Here is a 20,745-nt window from a genome sequence, read left to right on the forward strand (position 1 = left end):
GAATTACACGAATGAAGCGAATCTTCACGAATAAGTAAGATTAAGGGTATTTAAGAACAGAAAACCCAATATCATTAGTGGGAATTCGAAAAAATTCGTGTAATTCGTGTCACTTATGAATTATTTTGAATTTTACGGCCTAAAGGAATCATTTACTCCTGATGCTGGTATGCTGAAGAAGAAATTTTACGAGCTCAGTAAACAGTATCACCCCGATTTTTACGCCAATGAGGATGATGAAAAACAGCAGGAAATACTGGAATTATCTACCCTCAATAATAAAGCCTGGCAGACACTTTCTGACCCTTTTAAGCGGCTTGAATACATTTTAAAGTGCCATGAATTGCTGCAGGACGGTGCAAAACCACAATTACCGGCAGATTTTTTAATGGAAATGATGGATATTAATGAGCGCCTGATGGAAGTTGACAATGCCGCCGAGTTAGGCCACATTGCAGCGGAAGTGCTTGCTATTGAGGACGATATTGAACAGGACCTGCAGCAGGCAATGCTGGGTTACGAGCAGTTGAATCACACTGCGAAAGAAGAAAGATTAAATAAAATTGCAGATTGTTATTATAGACAAAAATATCTGTTGCGGATTAAAGAGAGTTTAAATACATTTGCATCCCGATTCTGAGCGAATTAATCCAACGTTCGAGAAGAGGCCCAGATGGCGGAATCGGTAGACGCGCTGGTCTCAAACACCTGTGGTCGCAAGGCCGTGCCGGTTCGACCCCGGCTCTGGGTACCGAAAAGCCCCCTGATACGTCAGGGGGCTTTGTTATTTATTAGGAATTTCTTTTTACCCTTTCTTCAAGGTGATCACTGTAATCTCCGGCCAGATACCCAGCCTGCCTTTAAATCCTAAAAAGCCAAAGCCACGGTTTACATACAGGTATTTGCCATTTTTTTCATAAAGGCCAGCCCATTGCGGGTAAACGTATTTCACCGGGCTCCATTGAAAACCAAACAGCTCGATACCGAACTGCATGCCGTGCGTATGCCCCGCCAGCGCCAGGTTGATGTGTTTGTCATGTTCAAGGGTCTTTGCTTCCCAATGCGAAGGATCGTGCGACATCAGGATCTTAAATTCATCATCAGTAACATTTTCGGCTGCTTTTGTGAGGCTGCCATATTTATGAAAGCCGCCTTTTCCCCAGTTCTCTACGCCGATCAATGCGATGGCTTCTCCGTCCTTTTTAATCTGAACGGCTTCGTTCAGTAAAAGCCTGAAGCCAATTTCTTTATGCACTTTTTTCAGGCGAACCAGGTTGGCAGCTTGTGCAGCCTCGCTTTCCCAACGGGTATAGTCGCCGTAATCGTGGTTGCCTAAAACGGAGTATTTACCAAAAGGCGCTTTCAGTTTGGCGAAGGTATCTATCCATCGGTCCATTTCGCTGGCCATATTATTTACCAGGTCGCCGGTAAATAATATCAGGTCGCTGTTTTGCTCGTTAACAAGGGATATGCCTTTTTCAACACCCTTTTTGCTCGTAAAGCTGCCTGCATGGATGTCGGACAACTGTGTTATTGTAAAGCCATCGAACGCTTTAGGAAGATCATGGAATTTTAGTGTGATCCGGTGAACTTTATAGCGGTGCCGTCCGCCGGTCATGCCATACAGCAAACTCATAAACACGAATGCGGCAATACAAACGGCCAGTTCACTTACCCACATACTATGGGGTGGAAAGTGCCGGAATGCCCTGATAATATCCTCCAGCAATAATAAAGGCGAGGCGAAAATTTTAGGAACAAAAACCAGTAATGTTAAAGCCATTAGCCAGGCAATTGAATTTCCCGGCGGCCGGTTAGCCCTGCGCTGCCCGATTACCATAGCGAAACCGACGGCGATCGCCAGGTCAAACAGCCAGTATCCCCATAAAACAAATTCATTACTCGTTAAGGTCGCAATAGCGTGAAAAAAATAAATATCGGCAAGTATCCATGCCAGTAATACAAAAGGAAGGCGTTGTTTCATTTTTACAAAAGTACGTTAAGCCGCTAATTGTTTGGTATGGCTTTTTTAGAGAGACGATTGAATGCCGAAAACATTTTAAACTAATAACCGGCCTTAGTCCTGGTAGCAAAAAGCCTCCGAATTTTCGGAGGCTTGAGTATTATAATAGGGATTCAAGAAATCCCTATTTCGCAGGCGTAATCACAATATTCCTGAAATCAATTGGCCCATGGTCTCCCTGGATCAATATCGGCCCAGGTTCGCCTTCCCTGCTGTTGATGGCTCCGCCGGTAATGCCCGGGATCTCGGCATTACAAATGACGGTTGTGCCATTAGCAACAACGGTTACTAACCTGCCCACCAGCGTAATATCATAGCTTTGCCATTGGCCGGGATCTTTCGCCATCATTTTATTTGGCGGCAAAAAACCGTATATCGAACTGAACTGGTTATTGATCGGTTCAGGATTGCCGCTTTTGGTGTCAATGATCTGGCACTCATACCTGCCACGCAGGTAAACGCCGCTATTGCTGCCCTGCGGATACCTGAATTCGATATGGAGTTTAAAATCACTAAAAGTTTTATCAGTGATCAGGTTAGCGCCTGAATGCGGGCTTCTTAAAATACCGTTTTGGGCAATCCACTGGTTATCCCCGTCAGTATGCCAGCCGTTGGTGTTTTTACCGTTAAATAATTTTATAGGTGTTCCCCAAACAGGCGCTTTTTCCCTTACCATTTTGGGGGCCCTCACTCCTGTCCAGTTATACGAAACGCCATCGGTATAAACCATAGTGCCTTTGATCTGGTCGCCGTTTACTTCAAATTCAAAATCCATATTCCTGTTGCCTTCTTCCCATTGAACGGGGATGGAAAAGTTAAATTTATCGCCATTGGATTTTACTTCAGATATAGGCCGTGCGCTTCCAAATGCATAGGTAAAACGGCCGATGAACGTATGGGTACCCGACCTCTGCACTTCCAGCCACGAAGGGATGCTTTTGCCGCCTTTGTCCATCGTTATATCCCATCGTCCAACTACGGCCGGGTCTTTTGCTAGCCCCGAAGATATATGGGCTTGTCCCAATGCGCTGAAAGCTGAAAAAACAGCTATTAATAAAATAATTTGTACCCTTAAAAAACGGGGAACCGGCAATAAGCCGCTTACAGGTGAGTTTTTCATGCTTTTATTGATATTTTAAATTTTGGGTTTACGATCCCAAATTAAGTAAAATTTCAGATCAGCAGGCAATTTAAATGATAGATAATTCAGTTTGGTATAAATGGATTCGCTGGATTAAGGACATCTAAGATTTGATAGTTTCAATTTTCCCAAAATTCCTACCTTGCAGCCACAATCATTAGTATGGAGTACGTTTTAGGTATTGATATTGGGACGGGCAGTGTAAAAGCTGTAGCAGTTGATCCGGAAGGTAAATCTTTTGCTGATAGCCAGCAGCATTACGGGTTCAGTTCGCCTAAACCCGGCTATCATGAACAAGATCCAGGTGATATCTGGAAGGCTTTTAAAGAGGTCGTTCGCGAGATTATCCTTAAAACCGGTGCACAACCCCTGGCCGTTGGTTTAAGCAGTGCCATGCACAGTTTGATAGCGGTGGATGAAAACTGCAATGCCCTGGCGCCTATGATCACCTGGGCGGATAACCGGAGTTCAGTCATCGCGCAAAGATTAAGGGCAACGCCTGAGGGGATGGCGATTTATAAAGCTACCGGTACCCCTCTGCATGCCATGTCGCCGCTTTGTAAGCTAATTTGGTTAAGAGAAAATAACCCTGGCCTTTACAGTAAGGCGCATAAATTTATTGGTATTAAAGAATTTATCTGGCACAAACTTTTTAACGAATTTGTTATTGACTATTCCATAGCATCAAGTACCGGTTTATTTGATATTGTGAACTTTGAGTGGTACACTGATGCACTTAAAATGGCCGGGATTAACGAAAATTTGCTTTCACGCCCCGTGCCGGCCAAGCATACCGAAAAATACAATGTCAGTTTGCCCGGTGCGGGTTTGTTTATGCCAGGTACGCCGGTAACCATAGCGGCAAGCGACGGCTGTTGCGCTAACCTGGGCACTATGGCCGATAAGCCAGGAGTAGCTGCCATCACTATCGGTACCAGCGGTGCGGTAAGGGTGGCCAGCAATAAGCCCCTGCCCAATGAGGCTGCCATGACCTTCAGTTATATTCTCGACGACCAAACCTATATCTGTGGCGGCCCCATTAATAATGGCGGCATTGCCTTGCAATGGTGGCTTAAAAACTTTTCAGGCCCTGACCTGTCAGCGGTTGAATACGAGGTGGTTTTTGAACAGGTTGCTGCTATACCCGCCGGAGCCGATGGATTAATTTTTTTACCATACCTTACCGGAGAACGTGCCCCGATATGGGACAGCGAGAGCTGCGGCGTGTTTTTCGGCGTGAAATTGATGCATACCCAACAACACTTTTCCAGAGCAGTGTTGGAGGGTATCTGCTTTGCGCTGAAAGATGTACTGGACGCCGTTCAGCAAAATGCAGAACCGGTATTCCAGGTAAACATCAGTGGTGGCTTTGTAAAAAGCGAAGTATGGGTGCAATTGCTGGCGGATATTACGGGTAAAAACCTTGCTATTGTGCAATCGGACGATGCCTCGGCCGTTGGCGCTGCTTTTATTGCCATGAAAGCTTGCAGGTTATCACAAAATTATCCAGTGCCGTTCCTATCTGAGATGCGGCTCGTTAAACCAGATCCTGAAAATTCGGCGTTATATGAAAAACAATTTAAAATATACCGGCAGCTATACCATGATTTAAAAACGACCATGCGCCGGGTTTTTCAGTAAGTCATCTCATTTAAACCACTGCACGTAGCCTGCTTTATGCAATGTGATCAAAAGGTATACGCTACCGAATAATGATCTGACATAATTGCCCTTGTACGGAGCCTACAGCAACAGCCCCGTTAATTTAAACTGCATAGTCTATCCTTTTGTTGGGGTTATTTACATTATAGTCATCGGCGTCAGGCGGGCAAATTGTAAATGCAGTGGCAACAGTTGCCGGCTCACGGTTAAAATCGCCTGCAGCTAGAATTAATTATTTTATTTCCCCGCTCAATTTATCGGGTGAAACATAATAAAGGCATCTACATAACCAAATTCATGGTGATTAAACCCGCCAGGAATTGTGCCGATTATTTTAAAGCCGCATTTCTCCCAAAGTTTTACTGCTTTTACATTAGTGCTTACTACCAGGTTATATTGCATCCCTTTGTACCCAAGCATTTTTGCTATCTCCATTGAATGTGCGCACATTTGGCTGGCAATGCCTTTGCCCCTCTCCACCGGATCAACTATATAACCGCAGTTAGCAATATGTGAACCCAAACCAGGCTGATTGGGTTTGATAAAATATGATCCGGTTATTTTTCCGTTCTCTTCAGCAACAAAAGTGTTCATGCCTGGCGCAAACCATATTTTTTGCATCTCTGCAAAATTCGTATCGGGGGCAAACGCAAATGTATCGCCGGATTGAACAACGATTTTAAAAATTCCCCAGATTGCCTTGATATCCTTTTCAGTGGCTTCCCTTATGTTCATTTTTTTAGTTAAACAGGGTGCGATTACCTCAATAAGGTTATAAATCCCGATTCGGTTACTTTGGTATTATAATAGGTGTTTGTTCCTTCAAATATCCAATAATAGGTTCCAGTTGCTGCAGGCACACCTTTAAATTTCCCATCCCATAAAATATCCTGCGATTTTGATTCGAAGGTAAGTTGGCCGTAACGGTTATAAATTCTTACTGAACCGAATGAGCCAAAGCCGGTGATCGTTAATGAAAAGTAGTCGTTAATGCCGTCATTATTTGGTGTAAATGTATTTGCAGCCTTCACCACTGGCGGCGGCGGCGGAAACACAGTAACGTTTACCGGCTTTACAGTAATGCACCCCGATTTGTTTATCCCTTTAATATAGTAGGTACCGGAATGGGCTATGTGCTGGTAATCTGCAACCATATTCGTTGCGGCCGCATCTTTTAAATATTCGTAAACTGTATTATTCTCGTGGGTAAAAGTTGAGGAAAGATCCACGGTAACCGGGTAAGTTACAGACGGCGGATCAACAACAGTTATATCGGGGTTAGCAACCACTACATTAACAGGCTGCACGCTGATACAGCCTTCGCGGTTTACTGCTTTGATATAATAGGTGCCGCTGGTTAATATTTTTTGTGGTTTGTACAGATAATTCAAGCCATACATATCCGTAAAATAACTTAACTGCAGATCGCTGCTGCTGCCGGCAGTAACAGATGGCAGCGTTAAATCAACGCCGGTCTTTTCACAACCAAATAAAGAGTCGGCCGTTTTGAATGTAAAAGCCGCCTTGTTTTCGTTTACAATGGTATATAAGGTTTCCCTGCAACCGTAACCCTCAAACGGTTCCATAATAACTGCATATTTTGTGCCATCTTCAGGCGGCGGCGAGATATTATACACCTGCCCGACATGCACAAGTTGCGACAGGTCAGGTGTATACCACTTGTAACTGCCATAGCCCCCGGGGGCGGTTAAAGCCATGGATGTTTGTGTGCTGCAATAGGAGTTCCCGGTTATTGGCGACGAGCAATCTTCGGCAACATCAAGGTAAGCATAACCAAAGTGTCCGCCGAGGGTGCAGTCATTTGTTGCAAACTCCAGCTTTACCTGTTTGCCAGCACAGCCCTGGAGGTTTATAGTTGCCGGCGCCCAGTCTTTATAATATACCGTTGCCGGTCTGCGTTTGTTTAAAATTGTATCGGAGTGCTTAAAGCCGGATTGCGATAAGGTATCTGAGGCAATAAAATCAAAAGAAGAACAGGTAATGAAAGTATTATCAGTAAGGTTATATGTTTTTACAGTAAACCTTGGTTGCTGGAAGTTAAGATGCGGTGGGTTTTGTATCACTACGGCATAATAAAAAGTTATACTATATTTATTGGCACCTTCGGGCACCGTAAATGTATAAGAAATGCTTTCGGCCCGTTTGCTGGTATCCTGGTTACCCAATTTAATAGAATGACTGCCGCCGTAAGGGCACAAAGTGGGGAATTTGCCAAACGGATCAATTTGCGGATAATAATTAGCATCAATTATTGTTTGCCTTCCTGGTGCAGGCTGGCAGGAAATAAGCGATAAATGTCCCAATGAATCAACCCTCCCGGTATCGCAGCTCCACCCATTGAAGGTACCACTTTCAAAACCAATGTTCGGTGGCGGGCAAAAGGTCCCTTGAGCATGTGTTGTTATGCACGAAAAACAGAAAAAGACAAGCGCGACGAAAAATACTTTCATTAACTGATAAATATAGCACATTTCAAATCAATAAATTACCTGTACAAACGGAGGATCGTTTAAGGTAAAAAAAACGACTGCAAACGAAAAATTTATTGCTTATGTTTTAATGGGTATTATTTTAAAGCTCCCCGGCCCAATTTTTAAAAATTCAGATAGTTTTATTTATTTTTATGCCCGTCATTAAACCTTTATAAAGTGCTGCCAGCGGATTTAAATATTACCCCATCAACCGAAACCGGGAAATTAAATGTAATGCATTTAAAGCGTTACTGGAATAAATCCATCTTAAAAAGAGAAGGCAAACTGCCGCCAGGTTTATTTCATGATGAATGGGCAATCGATACAACTTTATTGAAGGTACTTGGGCTTGGGCTTGAGCAAACGATGATGTTTGTTTATCATGAAAGCCCTTCATTTGAACAGTTTGAGACCTGGATAACTGCCGTCAGCGGCAACCCGGACGCGGGAAAAATAGAGCAGTTTAACCGGCTGGTTATCGGCGGTAAAAACGTTAAAGCCGAAAATCAAACTGAAAATGATGTGCTTACGGCCGACGACCTGGCTTTTTGGAAAGAAAATGGCTACGTGATTATTAGGGAGGCGATAAGCAAAGCCGATAGCGAGGCTGCCGTAAGCGTGATTTGCCAGCATCTTGATATTGACAGATCCGATTCAAGCACATGGTATAAGGTACATCCTTCAAAACAGGGGATCATGATACAGCTTTTTCAACACCCGTTGCTTGATAAGAATCGCAATTCGCCAAAGATCCGGAGGGCTTATGAACAGTTGTGGAATCGAACCGACCTGTGGGTAAATACCGACAGGGTTGGTTTTAATCCGCCCGAGAACAAGCATTACCAGTTCCCCGGGCCACGGCTCCATTGGGATTCGAGTATCAAACAGCCCATGCCATTTGGTACTCAGGGGATATTGTACCTGGCTGATACGGCAGCCAACCAGGGGGCATTTACACTGGTGCCGGGTTTTCAGCGCGTAATTGGCGACTGGTTAAATAGGCTGCCTGAAGGAGCCGATCCGCGTAAGCAGGACCTGTACGCTTTGGGGCCGGTGCCAATAGCTGCTAATGCTGGTGACTTTATCCTATGGCACCATGCGCTGCCTCATGGCAGCAGCGCCAATACATCGGCATTGCCAAGGTTTGTACAGTATATTAACTATGAGCCTTTCGATTATAAGGAGACCGCTGAATGGGTCTGATTGAAAATTAGCGACCCTGCAATTATTACGTAAAAACCGTGTCAAAATACCGTTTAACTACGCTTGCCCCCCACGGTATGCTTTACCTACTTTTATATTAAAAAAACGGCGTTCCCTCAAGCGCTATTTTATTAACCTTATAACCTTATTAAATCATGAAACACAAAAAAGGATGGATAAAAGACAAACCCGATAGCAGGGATTTTAAATATGGCGCCGTTAATCAGACGGTAAATGTTTTGCCACCCAAAGTGGACTTACGGCCGCACTGCCCGCCGGTTTATAACCAGGGGCAATATAATTCGTGTACAGGTAACGCCATTGGCGGGGCTTTTGAATACGAAATGATTAAACAGGGTATTACCGACTTCACACCGGCAAGGTTGTTCATTTATTATAACGAACGGGTTGCAGAAGGTGATATTACCGCAGATAGCGGGGCACAAATACGAACCGGGATGAAAATTGTAAACACGCTGGGTGTATGTAATGAAACCCTATGGCCCTATAATGGTAACGATCTGATAACGAAACCAACCGATGATTGCTACCAGGATGTCTTAAATAATGTCGTTACCCAATATTTGTCATTAAGTAACGATTTGGCGCAGTTAAAAACCTGTTTATATAACGGCAGCCCATTTGTGATGGGAATTATTCTGCATTCAAGCTTTGATAATGGAATGGTTGCGCAAACAGGGTATGCGTCAGTGCCGGCTCCAGGCGAACTGGTTGTAGGTGGACATGCTGTGCTGGCCGTTGGTTATAATGATAAGGAACAGTATTTTATTGTCCGCAACAGCTGGGGAACGGATTGGGGTGATGGCGGCTACTTTTATTTGCCTTATGACTATGTAGCAAATAGTAGCCTTGCAAAAGACTTTTGGTCGATACAAGTGGTTAAATAGCTAAATGATGGCATAAATAACATAAACAAACCAGGGGGATTTGTAACAATTAACGATACTTTTGCGTCAAATTTCTCAAATGGGCAAAAGTTTACTTTTTATTTTATTTCTGTTTATTGCGATACCTGTTTTTGCTCAAAAAAAATTCACCCTTAGCGGCACTATTGATGACGCTTCCACCGGCGAAAAACTGATAGGTGCTACCGTAAAAATTAAAGAACTGCCGCAGGACGGAACGATCACCAATTCGTATGGTTTTTATTCCATCCCGGTTCCTGCAGGCAATTATACCCTATTATATACCTATATTGGTTATAACGCCATCGAGCAGGTGGTAACCCTTAACCAGAGCCGGGTGTATAACATCAGCCTGCATTCAAAAAGCGAACTGAATGAAGTAGTGATTAGATCGAACAAGCCTAACAACGACAACGTTACCTCGCCGCAAATGGGCCAGGAAAAGCTGAATATGGCGCAGGTAAATAATGTGCCTGTATTATTAGGGGAAAAAGATATCTTAAAAACAATATCGCTGCTGCCGGGAATTAAATCAGCAGGTGAAGGAAACACAGGCTTTTATGTGCGCGGCGGGGCCAGCGACCAAAACCTGATACTACTGGATGAGGCTACCGTATATAACGCATCACACTTTTTTGGTTTTTTTTCAACGTTCAATTCAGATGCTATTAAAGATGTCAGCATCTATAAAGGCGGCATGCCTGCGGAATACGGCGGTCGTTTATCATCGGTACTGGATATAAAAATGAATGATGGAAATAATAAGGATTATACCGTCCAGGGCGGCCTGGGGCTAATATCATCAAGAATAAAGCTGGAAGGGCCGATCGTTAAAAACAAAGGTTCGTTTATGATCAGCGCCCGCCGAACGTATATCGACTTCTTTCTGCATGCTTCGTCCGACTCCACGTTAAAAGGGAGTTCCCTATATTTTTATGATCTGAATGCAAAGGCTAATTATCATTTCGATGATAAAAACGCCATCTATATTTCAGGGTATTTTGGAAAAGATGTACTGCTACTTAAAAATACTTTTGGTACCAACTGGGGCAATTCAACAGGCACTGTCCGTTTTAATCATTTATTTAACAATCGCTTGTTTTCAAATACTTCGGTGGTATTCAGCAATTACAACTATACCATCCAGGATTTTCAGAGCAGCAATTACTTTAAAGCCACTTCGCAAATTACGGATGTGAATTTTAAAGAAGACCTGCAATACTCCATGACATCCGATCATATGCTTAAATTCGGATTGAATATTTTACATCATAACATTGCCCCGGGTAGTATTACCACCAATTCAAACTCAAACTTTAACAATGAAAGTGTAGAGCAAAGATATGGCTATGAGAACGCTGCCTACCTTAGTGATGAATGGCGTTTAAATAATAAGCTGACGCTGCTTTATGGAGTACGGCTAAGCGGATTATTTTTACTGGGTCCCGGCACCTTTAAAACCTATGATGCGGCAGGCAATAGTTTAACATCGCAGACTTATGCTTCGGGGAGCACTGTGAAGAACTATTTAAACCTTGAGCCGCGTTTTACCGCAAGTTATTTGTTAAGCGAAAATAGCTCGATTAAATTCTCTTATAATCGTAATAGCCAAAATATTCACCTGTTAAGCAATTCAACCAGCAGCACCCCAACCGATCTTTACGTTTTGAGCAGTAATAATATCAAGCCCGAAATAGCTGACCAGGCATCAACCGGTTATTTTACCAATTTTGATGATAATAACTACGAGTTTTCTGCAGAGGTTTATTACAAATGGATGCAAAACCAGATTGATTATAAAGATGGGGCCCAATTGATCGTTAACCCTGATGTAGAATCGCTGTTAACTTATGGCAGCGGTCGGGCATACGGTGTCGAGCTTTTTTTAAAGAAAAAGTTTGGCCGGTTCAACGGGTGGGTAGGTTATACGTTATCACGTACCGAGCTGAAATTCGCGGCTATCAATAACGGCCGGTATTTTCCGGCAAGGCAGGACCGCACGCATGATCTTTCTGTCGTAGGGATCTACCAGTTAAATAAACGATGGACCTTGTCGAGCGATTTTGTATACGGAACAGGCAACGCGGTTAGTTTTCCGACGGGCAAATACCAGATCGGTGGTTTAACAACATTTTCCTATTCTTCGCGTAATGGTTACCGTATGCCATCAGCTAACAGGCTGGACATAGGCGCCACGCTGGAAGGTAAAGAACATAAAAAATACCATTCGAGCTGGACTTTTGGGGTTTATAATGTTTATGCGCACCGTGATCCTTATATCATTACCTTCCGCGATAGCAAAACTAACCCAAACACCACCGAAGCTGTGGAGACCAGTATCTTCGCAACAAGGATACCTTCAATTACCTGGAATTTTAAATTTTGAGCGGAATAAGGATGAAGAACATAAAGATATATATAGTTACCCTGGTTATTGCAGCAGCAAGTATTTCGTGTAATAAGGTGATCGATCTGAAGCTGGCAAACGATAGCGGAAAATTGGTTATTGAGGGCAATATTACCAATGTTGAAGGTCCTCAATATATTACCCTCAGCCGCAATGTGCCTTTTACTTCTACAAACACTTATCCGCCCGTTTTAGGTGCAATAGTCACTGTTAGTGATGACGAAGGGCATACTTACCCGTTTTCTGAGGATCCGAATGGCACATACACTACACCACAAATGGCCGGGATAGCCGGCAGGACGTATAAAATGACCGTGGTGACAGGTGGAGTAACATATACCGCAACTTCGGTAATGCCTGCTGCGGTTCCAATTGATTCCATCACTTCAAAAAACAATGATTTCGACCCCAAAAAAAATCGGAAGGAAGTTTCTATACACCTGCAGGATCCTTCGGATGTTGCAAACCAATACCGGTTTATACTTTGGGTAAACAGCGTACAGGTTGATGCTATTTTTGCATTTGATGACGAATTTACTAACGGCAGATATGTAAACGGCGACCTGGTTGAAAATGCCACTGATATTTATCCCGGTGATTCCGTAAGGGTTGAAATGCAATGTATTGATAAACCGATGTTCACGTATTGGGTAACCCTGATGAACCAGCAATTGGGTGGGCCGGGTGGCGGCGTCGCACCTTCAAACCCGCCATCAAATATAAGCCCGGCATGCCTGGGTTATTTTAGCGCGCATACCACGCAAACGGTAAGTATAGTAGCGAAATAGGTAAAGTAATTTAATCGTCAATAAGTCGCGGGGACAATAATAACCGGTATTTTTGAGTGATGGATGATTGATTCCGATATACTCCCCTTAAATAAAAGACTAAGCCCTGTACGTCCATGAGTACCTGCAACGATTAGATCAGCACCCTGTTGAACTGTAATTTTAGTGACCGAAGACAGGATGTCTCCTACAGGAGTCAGCAATTCGGTATCAACACCTGCTCCATACTTTTCTTTCATTTCAACCACGAAAGTCTCCACATTAGCCTTTGCTGCCATCAATGCATCATCCGGAAATATGCCCGCGTCGGGATTTCCAAGGGAATCGATAGGGTCGATTACACTTAACAGAATGATATTTGCTGAAAGGTCCCTCGCTAAATTGAAACCAAATTGTATCGCCTTAACCGAAGGGGCGCTGTCATCCGCAACGATTAATATTTTACCGATTTTCATTCTAAAAATTTTTAGCAAGTAAAATACCGGAGTAAGTTGCTAAAAAACCGAGCGCTAAACTCCCGAAGGTATAGGACATGAAGGTAAATAGTTGATTATTTGTCAGCAGCAGAATGTTTTCTGAAGAAAAAGAAGAAAACGTTGTATAACCACCGCAAATGCCGTTGATCAAAAAGACGCGCCAGGGCAATGATGCCGCGCCGAACCGCGTTTCGGAAATATAGAATATAAAAAAACCGATCAGGAAACAGCCGGTTACATTAACAATGAAAGTTCCATAAGGGAATGCCGAAACAATGCTTCTGTTCACCAACCTGCTCACCAGGTAACGCAACAGGCTACCAATACCGCCCCCGATAAATATCAATAGCCAGGTTTTCATGTTAGTTTTTGAAAAGTTGTAATGTTGTAAAGTTGAAAGGTTAAAAATAGACAATTATGGCTGATAGCAGAATATTTCTCAAAATTCAATTGTGCAAAATAAAACTTTACAACCTTTCAACATACTCCATTACTTTACCCCCATAGCATATTTAATGCCACCTAAAAGATGACCCAAATAAAGCGGGTCTGAGTAAGATTCATCTGTATGACCAAGTTCAGTATAAAATGCACGTCCGCCATCATAATCATGGTACCAACTCATGGGGTGATTGTCGCCGTTGGCACCGCCCGTATAGCTTTTTTCGTCAATCGTGATCAGCACATGCAGATTGGGCGCTATCCATTTATAGTTGTACCATTCATCAAAGCGTTTCCATTCATCAGGTAAGTTTTTGGTGGCCATAAAATTATGGTCGATAATATGAAGTGTAGCCATTTGCTGGGCAGGATGGCTTTTAAAATATGCCCCCACAAGATTGCCGTACCAGGCCCAATCGTACTCGGTGTCAGTAGCGGCGTGTACGCCAACAAAACCGCCGCCTGCACGAATGTATTTCTCAAATTCTGCCTGCTGTGCATCATTTAAAACATCGCCGGTAGTACTTAAAAATATGACCGCGGCATACTGTCTCAGATTATCATAGGTAAATTTCTTTGAATCGGTTGTAGTATCTACATCAAAGTCATTCTCCTTACCAAGATTCATAATTGCCGGTACACCTACGGCAATTGAAGCATGGTGAAAACCCATGGTTTTACTGAAAACAAGCACTTTTGGTTTAGCAAAACCACTTAAGCTGATGAGTAATAATATGTTTATTATCAATAATTTATGTTTCATTTGGTTGGTTGATTAAGTTTTTAATGTTGATTGGGTTGATTAAGTTATTTGAGGCAAAGTAGTTTCTGTATTAGTTGATTCAACTCTTGATCTGAAGATTGTTCCAAAACAATCAACAACTCACCTGTTCAACTTAATCAACCTAAATTTCCCTTCTTCAATTCATCTGCCGCAAAATTAGCTGCACGGGCGGTTAAAGCCATATAAGTTAATGATGGGTTTTGACAAGCGGATGAAACCATACAGGCGCCATCAGTAACGAATACGTTTTTAGCATCCCAAACCTGGTTATGTTCGTTCAGTACCGAGGTTTTAGGGTCGCGGCCCATGCGTGCGGTACCCATCTCATGGATGCCATCGCCAACGTTATGCCCGTGATCCCAGGTTTGTACGTTTTTAACGCCGGAGATCTCCAGCATTTCTTTAGCCTCTGCAACAATATCTACCCGCATTTTTTTCTCGTTACCCTTAATTTCTGCATCCATGGCTAAAATCGGTAAGCCCCATTTATCTTTTCGGTTTGGATCAAGCGTAATTTTATTTTCATGATATGGCAGTAATTCGCCAAAGCCACCAATGCCGATTGACCATTGCCCCGGTTCGGTAATGGCTTCTTTAAAGGCCGCACCAATGTTCAGCTCCGCAACATTCCTGCTCCAGCCCTCGCGGCTGGCACCGCCCTGGTAGCCAAATCCGCGCATAAAATCGCGTTTTTTATTATCGCCCGGTAAATTGGCAAACCTCACAACGTATACCCCGTTTGGCCGCCTGCCGAAGTAATATTTATCTTCGAAACCCTCAACCGTTCCGGATGCACCTAAATTATAATGATGATCCATAATATTATGCCCCAGTTCGCCGCTGCTACTACCCAGACCACCTTCCCAAACATCTGTTGCTGAATTCATTAATACCCAGGCGCTATTAAGTGTTGACGCATTTACAAAAACGATTTTTGCATGATATTCATAAGTCTGGTGCGTTTCGGCATCTACGATCTCCACTCCTGTGGCCTTTTGCGTGTTTTTATCGTAGATGATTTTGGTTACTATAGAAAAAGGCCGAACGGTTAAATTCCCGGTAGCTACTGCGGCGGGCAAAGTAGATGATTGTGTGCTGAAATATCCCCCAAAAGGACAGCCTTCCCAGCAGCGGTTGCGGAAATGGCAGGCTGTACGCCCGGGGATAGCTTCCGTAAGGTTAGCACTCCGGCCTATGATCATGTGCCTATTGTTATTGTAGTGCTGTTTAATGCGCGCGGCTACATCCTTTTCCACCACATTCAAATCCATTGGCTTTAAAAAATGTCCATCGGGCAATTGTGGCAGGCCCTCCAGCGAACCGTTAACCCCGGCAAACTTTTCGACATGATCATACCATGGGGCAAGGTCTTTATACCGGATCGGCCAGTCAATCGCCCAGCCGTCTTTTAAATTAGCTTCAAAATCAAAATCGCTCCAGCGATAGCTCTGGCGTCCCCATAAAATAGAACGCCCGCCCAATTGGTAAGCACGCCACCAGTTAAAGGGTTTCACTTCGGTATACGGCGCATCCTGCTCGTTGGCCCAGTAATCCATGATGGGTTCTGAAGCGCCCCATCCGCGTGAGATAACAGGGCGAACTTTGCGTTGTTCCTGCGTAACGCTACCCCTGTGCTCAAATTCCCATGGATCTTTTGCGGCGGTTTTATAATCTTTTAAATGTTCAAAATTGCGACCGCGCTCCAACATAATGGTTTTTAAGCCGCGGCGGGTTAACTCTTTTGCGGCCCATCCCCCGCTGATGCCTGAACCGATCACAATTGCATCATAAGTATATTGGGCTTTTGCTTTGCCATTAATATTAACAGTATCTGCTGACATCGTTTATTGATTATTTTGAACGTGAAAATTTGACTAATTGGTTATACAATAATATCGATTAGGATTTAAATATCAAGAATTTTAATTGTGCTGAAAACAATTATATCAATATTGATACTTGTGTAGTACTTATGAAGTACCTGCATGCGCATCAGCCTTGATATTTAAGCCCGGATAATTTAAAATTCGTAATTTGCACACCTCTATCATACACAATGAGCATCAGCGATTTTGGCTTACAGGATATAAAAAAAGAATTGCAGCATTTGTCGTCCATACAAACAGCTGAATTGATCCTGCGCCTTGCGCGTTATAAAAAAGAGAACAAGGAACTACTGGCTTACCTGCTATTTGAGGCGAGCAATGAGCAGGCTTTTATCGAAAAAGTTAAAGCTGAAGTTGGTTTTATGTACAGCCAGTTACCTGTGCAAAGCTATTATGCAGCCAAATACCTGCGCAAAACATTAAGGCTGATAGGCAAGTACACTAAATTTATAGGTTCCAAACAGGCCGAAATAGACCTGCTTCTAAATTTTTGTTCTAACTATATTGAATATACCGACAGAAAGACATCCTATAAACCCATGCGCTTGATCCTTTTGAGGCAGTTCATCAAGATACAAGCCTTGACAGGCAAATTGCATGAGGACCTGCAGTTTGATTACAACGAAAGTTATAACAGCTTGCTGAATGAGGCTGAAAAGAAATTTCCCTGGTTTTACAAGAACGAACATACGCTGTAACAATTACACGGTGATAACATCTAACCAATAAAAATTAACTGATAGTGGCAGATAAAGAGGCAGCTTTTAAGAAAATTTACGAAGCCAATTCAAAAAAGATCTACCATTTGTGCTACGGTTATACCGGGGATGATGATGCTGCGAGCGACCTTTTACAGGAAACCTTTTTAAAAGTTTGGCAAAATCTTGAAAAATTCCGCAACCAGGCGATGATCTCTACCTGGATATACCGCATAGCTGTAAATACCTGCCTTACCTACCTCCGTTCAGAAAAACGGCAGGCAAAAGACGAGTTGACACCATTTATTTCGGAAAATAAAAAGGAAGAGTTTTCTGAAAAAAACGAACAGGTAGCACTGCTTTATAAGTGTATATCGAAGCTGGAAGAATCGGAAAGAATTATCATAACCATGGTGCTTGATGAAGTGCCATACCCTGAAATCGCTGAGGTTTCGGGCATATCAGAAGGGAATTTGAGGGTGAAAATACATCGGATAAAACAAAAGTTAACAGAATTGTATAACCACTATGAAAGAGTTTGAGCATTTGATGTCGGTTTGGCAGGGACAGCCAAGACCCGACAAGCTTTCGGTGGATGAAGCGCTGAAGCAGGTGAAGAAAGGCATACGCGATATAACCGGTAAATTGTACTGGGGTATTGTGGCCATGGTCGCCCTTGTGGTTTGCGCCTTTATTATTACATTCTTTTTCGCGTTCCGCTCGCCGGCAACAACCACCGGGATCCTAATTATTTTGGTCGCTATGCTGATGTATTTGTCCCTTATCGTACGTCATTACCATATATTAAATAAACACGACTTCACCCAAAACCCCACCCAATACTTAAACACCCTGAAGGAGTACCAAAAGAACCGCAGTAAAGTTATCGGGTGGTTTTATTATGTATTTATGCTGCTGATAAGTACAGGTTTGGCTCTTTATTTTATCGAAGTGCTGGAAACGGCCCCGCTGTACGTTAAGCTGGTTACCTATGGCTCAACCATCATATGGTTCCTGTTCATTACGTTTTATTTAAAACCCAGGATGTTTAAAAACGAAGAGGAAAAGCTGAATTTGATGATTGACAGATTAATCCGGCTGCAAGAGCAGTTTGATTAATTTGAAAATGTGTTAATTTGAATATTTGAAAATGAAGTTTGATTTTAATCATCTTCAAATTTTCAAATCGTCAAAAATTCAAATTTAAAATGGTTACAATTCAACGCGTACAACTTTCCGAAGCCGAGGCCCTGCTGGCTTTCAGCAAAAAAACATTTTACGAATTCTTCGACCACCTGAACGATCCTGCTAATATGGAAGCATATTCGTCGGTCGCATTTACGCCGAAACGGATGGTGGCTGAACTCTCCAATCCCAACTCCGAATTTTATTTTGCCATAGCAGACAATGAAGTTGCGGGTTATTTAAAGTTGAACTTTAATGATGCGCAAACCGAATTCCAGGATGCCAATGCCATGGAAGTTGAACGCATTTACCTGTCTGGCGAACACCATGGCAAACGGATCGGCAAGCAACTGATGGATTTCGCGCTGGATATCGCCCAAAGCAAACAACTGGAATACGTTTGGCTGGGCGTTTGGGAAAATAACCACAAAGCCATGGGTTTTTATGAGCGCTATGGTTTCGAAGTTTTCAGCAGCCACCCGTTTTTATTGGGCGATGATTTGCAGACAGATTTGCTGATGAAGAAGCCTCTTTGATTTGAAAATTACCGAATTTTGAAATTAAGTCTTGAATTTTCAAATCTTCAAATTGTCACATTTTCAAATTAAATCAACCCCTCATAAACGGGTTAAAATTCCTTGTCCCTATCTCCATCCCGGCGGCACGGCACACTGTTTTTTCGCCGAACTTAAAGTTGATCTTATCAAGTGCCTGGTAAAGTTTTATCCGCTCTTCGTTATCCTCAAACAGGTTGATCTGGTAAAGGCCGCTGCACAGGTTGCTTAGCCTAACGCCTATCAGCCTTATCGGCCGGTTGTTGTTCCATGTGCTGGTTAACAGGTTTTTTACGCCGGGGATCAATATGTGCTCGGCTGCGGTTAAGGCGATCTTTTCCTGCTGGGTATGTGTCTCAAAATTGGCATAGCGAACTTTAATGGCCAGGCAGGAGGCCAGTTTGTTTTCCCTGCGAAGCTTTGCCGCGAGTTCCTCTGTCATGGATACCAGCACGGTTTCAATCTTTTGCCGGTCGGCGATATTAGTGTGGAAGGTATGTTCGGTCGAAATAGACTTTCTCTCGCCGGCTGATACCACTTCGCCTTCATCTATTCCATTGGCCTTGTCCCACAAAAACCTTCCGTATTTGCCTAAAACTGTTTCTAAAAATTTAATGTTGGTGCGCTGCAGGTCGCCAATCTTTTCGATACCATACAGGTAAAGTTTGGCGGCTGTATTCTCACCCAGCCCAGGGATCTTATTGATGTTAAGGGGAGCCAAAAACGCTTTTTCCATACCGTGCGGCACATATAGTTGCCCGTTGGGCTTGGCCTGGTTGGTGGCCATTTTAGCCACCGTTTTGCCCGACGACATGCCAAACGAAATAGGTAGCCCCGTTTCCCTTATCACTTTCTGCCGCACTTCGCTGGCATGCTGATAGCAGTTATGAAAGCGGTCCATCCCAGTATAATCAATATAAAACTCATCCACTGAGGTTTTTTGATATAGTGGTACCGATTGCCGGATGATTTCGGTAACCTCTGCGCTGGCTTCTGAATACCGCCCGTGAGCTCCCCGTACAATAATGGCATGAGGGCAAAGTCGCATGGCCTGTTTCATGGGCATGGCTGAGTGAATGCCGAACTTACGGGCCTCGTAACTGCATGATGCCACTACGCCCCTGTCGGCCGAACCGCCGATAAGTACAGGCTTACCAATGAGCGACGGATCGAACTTTCGCTCCACCGAAACGAAGAAAGAATCCAGGTCGATATGCATGATAATCCGTTTGGCGCTCATAGCACAAATATAAAAAAGATTTGACAATTACTAAAAATATTAGCATAATTGTATTGCTAAATTTTAAGCAGATGCAAGGCTATCATGACTATCTAATTATCCTTTCCCCGCCGGAATACATCAGTGATGAAGTGAAGAAATTAAAGGATAAAAGTGAAAAGATTATTGGAAATTTTGACGGGCAAACTGCCAAAGCAAATATCAGCATCCAGCAATGGCCCCGCAAAAGGCCTGTCTGGGTTGAGCCGCTGCTGCCGAAACTGGAACGGGACCTGCAAACCCTGCCGCCGCTGGTATTGGACATTAATGGTTTTGATTTTTTTGATCAGCAGGAATTTCAAACCATCTATGCCAAACTAACAAGCACCGCGGCAACAAAGCTTTGGTTTAAACTGCTGCGCAGGTTTTTTAATGCCCCGCCGTTTGAGCCACATATTATTATAACCCGCAATATACCGCACGATAATTTTATGCAGCTTTGGCCCCTATTTAAAACCCGACAATGGAACGAACTTTTCAGCATTGATAAACTTACGATCCTGCGGCGGGAAACCATTGGGTACGATAAAACTTTTAAACCCTATAAAGAGATCTTTTTTAATAAAAAGCTGGATTTTTTTGATTTTACTAATGTAAAACTTAAACAGCCTGCAATGATGTTAAGTAAAAAGGATGATAGACAATTTAGCCTGTTTTAACTTAGCCCGAGAGCCAGTGAAGTCCGAAAGTCCGAATGGATCTGCGACTAACGTTTCGGCAGAAATAACCTAAGTTATACAGAAGAGATTTTACCTTGCACGGATATTTGTTTGCGTTGAGCATTTAACTTTGCTTTATGA

20 protein-coding genes and 1 tRNA gene are annotated in these 20,745 nt (G+C 43.2%); 12 read left to right on the forward strand and 9 right to left on the reverse strand.

What is annotated here, in order from left to right; all coding sequences use genetic code 11:
• Nucleotides 1-115: 115 nt before the first annotated feature.
• Both hscB and QZY09_RS02220 read left to right on the forward strand, forming a co-directional pair.
• Nucleotides 116-640, forward strand: a complete 525-nt coding sequence (gene hscB, locus QZY09_RS02215; RefSeq protein WP_295667581.1) for a Fe-S protein assembly co-chaperone HscB — start codon at nt 116-118, stop codon at nt 638-640.
• 27 nt (nt 641-667) lie between these two features.
• A tRNA-Leu gene (locus QZY09_RS02220) sits at nt 668-751 on the forward strand.
• 54 nt (nt 752-805) lie between these two features.
• Here QZY09_RS02220 and QZY09_RS02225 read toward each other — a convergent pair.
• Both QZY09_RS02225 and QZY09_RS02230 read right to left on the reverse strand, forming a co-directional pair.
• Nucleotides 806-1,984 (reverse strand): metallophosphoesterase, encoded by a 1,179-nt coding sequence (locus QZY09_RS02225; protein ID WP_295667583.1) that lies wholly within the window; start codon nt 1,982-1,984, stop codon nt 806-808.
• 163 nt (nt 1,985-2,147) lie between these two features.
• Nucleotides 2,148-3,143 (reverse strand): DUF1080 domain-containing protein, encoded by a 996-nt coding sequence (locus QZY09_RS02230; RefSeq protein WP_295667585.1) that lies wholly within the window; start codon nt 3,141-3,143, stop codon nt 2,148-2,150.
• A gap of 183 nt (nt 3,144-3,326) precedes the next feature.
• Between QZY09_RS02230 and QZY09_RS02235 the strand changes: the two genes are divergently transcribed.
• Entirely contained in the window at nt 3,327-4,805 is a 1,479-nt protein-coding gene (locus QZY09_RS02235; protein ID WP_295667587.1) for a gluconokinase, read from the forward strand.
• 270 nt (nt 4,806-5,075) lie between these two features.
• Here the strand turns inward: QZY09_RS02235 and QZY09_RS02240 are convergent, their stop codons facing one another.
• Both QZY09_RS02240 and QZY09_RS02245 read right to left on the reverse strand, forming a co-directional pair.
• Complete coding sequence (locus tag QZY09_RS02240) at nt 5,076-5,561, reverse strand: GNAT family N-acetyltransferase (protein ID WP_295667588.1); 486 nt, start codon at nt 5,559-5,561, stop codon at nt 5,076-5,078.
• Nucleotides 5,562-5,584: 23 nt separating this feature from the next.
• Nucleotides 5,585-7,150 (reverse strand): gliding motility-associated C-terminal domain-containing protein, encoded by a 1,566-nt coding sequence (locus QZY09_RS02245; protein ID WP_295667590.1) that lies wholly within the window; start codon nt 7,148-7,150, stop codon nt 5,585-5,587.
• 345 nt (nt 7,151-7,495) lie between these two features.
• Between QZY09_RS02245 and QZY09_RS02250 the strand changes: the two genes are divergently transcribed.
• The 4 genes from QZY09_RS02250 (at nt 7,496) to QZY09_RS02265 (ending at nt 12,642) form a co-directional block, all read left to right on the forward strand.
• On the forward strand, nt 7,496-8,521 hold the full coding sequence (locus QZY09_RS02250) for a phytanoyl-CoA dioxygenase family protein (RefSeq protein ID WP_295667592.1): 1,026 nt from the start codon (nt 7,496-7,498) through the stop codon (nt 8,519-8,521).
• Nucleotides 8,522-8,676: 155 nt separating this feature from the next.
• Entirely contained in the window at nt 8,677-9,429 is a 753-nt protein-coding gene (locus tag QZY09_RS02255; RefSeq protein ID WP_295667594.1) for a C1 family peptidase, read from the forward strand.
• Between the two features lie 79 nt (nt 9,430-9,508).
• Nucleotides 9,509-11,833, forward strand: coding sequence for a TonB-dependent receptor (locus tag QZY09_RS02260; protein WP_295667596.1), 2,325 nt, complete (start codon nt 9,509-9,511; stop codon nt 11,831-11,833).
• A gap of 11 nt (nt 11,834-11,844) precedes the next feature.
• Complete coding sequence (locus tag QZY09_RS02265; RefSeq protein WP_295667598.1) at nt 11,845-12,642, forward strand: DUF4249 domain-containing protein; 798 nt, start codon at nt 11,845-11,847, stop codon at nt 12,640-12,642.
• Nucleotides 12,643-12,659: 17 nt separating this feature from the next.
• Here QZY09_RS02265 and QZY09_RS02270 read toward each other — a convergent pair whose 3' ends face one another.
• From QZY09_RS02270 to QZY09_RS02285, 4 genes are all read right to left on the reverse strand, one after another.
• Complete coding sequence (locus tag QZY09_RS02270) at nt 12,660-13,097, reverse strand: universal stress protein (protein ID WP_295667600.1); 438 nt, start codon at nt 13,095-13,097, stop codon at nt 12,660-12,662.
• Nucleotide 13,098: 1 nt separating this feature from the next.
• Nucleotides 13,099-13,479 (reverse strand): fluoride efflux transporter CrcB, encoded by a 381-nt coding sequence (gene crcB, locus QZY09_RS02275; protein WP_295667603.1) that lies wholly within the window; start codon nt 13,477-13,479, stop codon nt 13,099-13,101.
• Between the two features lie 129 nt (nt 13,480-13,608).
• A complete protein-coding gene (locus QZY09_RS02280; RefSeq protein WP_295667604.1) occupies nt 13,609-14,322 on the reverse strand; it encodes a ThuA domain-containing protein in 714 nt (237 codons plus the stop codon).
• Between the two features lie 137 nt (nt 14,323-14,459).
• Nucleotides 14,460-16,184: a GMC family oxidoreductase gene (locus QZY09_RS02285; protein ID WP_295667607.1), complete on the reverse strand. Its 1,725-nt coding sequence runs from the start codon at nt 16,182-16,184 to the stop codon at nt 14,460-14,462.
• 215 nt (nt 16,185-16,399) lie between these two features.
• On the opposite strand from QZY09_RS02285, the gene QZY09_RS02290 reads away from it, so the two are divergent.
• The 4 genes from QZY09_RS02290 to QZY09_RS02305 all read left to right on the forward strand — a co-directional run bounded on the left by QZY09_RS02290 (nt 16,400) and on the right by QZY09_RS02305 (nt 18,648).
• Nucleotides 16,400-16,927 (forward strand): hypothetical protein, encoded by a 528-nt coding sequence (locus QZY09_RS02290; protein ID WP_295667609.1) that lies wholly within the window; start codon nt 16,400-16,402, stop codon nt 16,925-16,927.
• A gap of 44 nt (nt 16,928-16,971) precedes the next feature.
• Nucleotides 16,972-17,469 (forward strand): RNA polymerase sigma factor, encoded by a 498-nt coding sequence (locus QZY09_RS02295; RefSeq protein WP_295667611.1) that lies wholly within the window; start codon nt 16,972-16,974, stop codon nt 17,467-17,469.
• Entirely contained in the window at nt 17,456-18,046 is a 591-nt protein-coding gene (locus QZY09_RS02300; protein ID WP_295667613.1) for a hypothetical protein, read from the forward strand. The genes QZY09_RS02295 and QZY09_RS02300 overlap by 14 nt, the downstream gene beginning before the upstream one ends.
• An 89-nt stretch (nt 18,047-18,135) precedes the next feature.
• Nucleotides 18,136-18,648, forward strand: a complete 513-nt coding sequence (locus tag QZY09_RS02305; RefSeq protein WP_295667615.1) for an N-acetyltransferase — start codon at nt 18,136-18,138, stop codon at nt 18,646-18,648.
• A 73-nt stretch (nt 18,649-18,721) separates the two neighbouring features.
• Here QZY09_RS02305 and dinB read toward each other — a convergent pair whose 3' ends face one another.
• Nucleotides 18,722-19,906: a DNA polymerase IV gene (gene dinB, locus QZY09_RS02310; RefSeq protein ID WP_295667617.1), complete on the reverse strand. Its 1,185-nt coding sequence runs from the start codon at nt 19,904-19,906 to the stop codon at nt 18,722-18,724.
• A 71-nt stretch (nt 19,907-19,977) separates the two neighbouring features.
• Between dinB and QZY09_RS02315 the strand changes: the two genes are divergently transcribed.
• Nucleotides 19,978-20,604: a hypothetical protein gene (locus QZY09_RS02315; RefSeq protein ID WP_295667619.1), complete on the forward strand. Its 627-nt coding sequence runs from the start codon at nt 19,978-19,980 to the stop codon at nt 20,602-20,604.
• Nucleotides 20,605-20,745: the final 141 nt, after the last annotated feature.

The organism is uncultured Mucilaginibacter sp. (genome assembly GCF_903913935.1).
In the GTDB taxonomy this organism is placed as follows: domain Bacteria; phylum Bacteroidota; class Bacteroidia; order Sphingobacteriales; family Sphingobacteriaceae; genus Mucilaginibacter.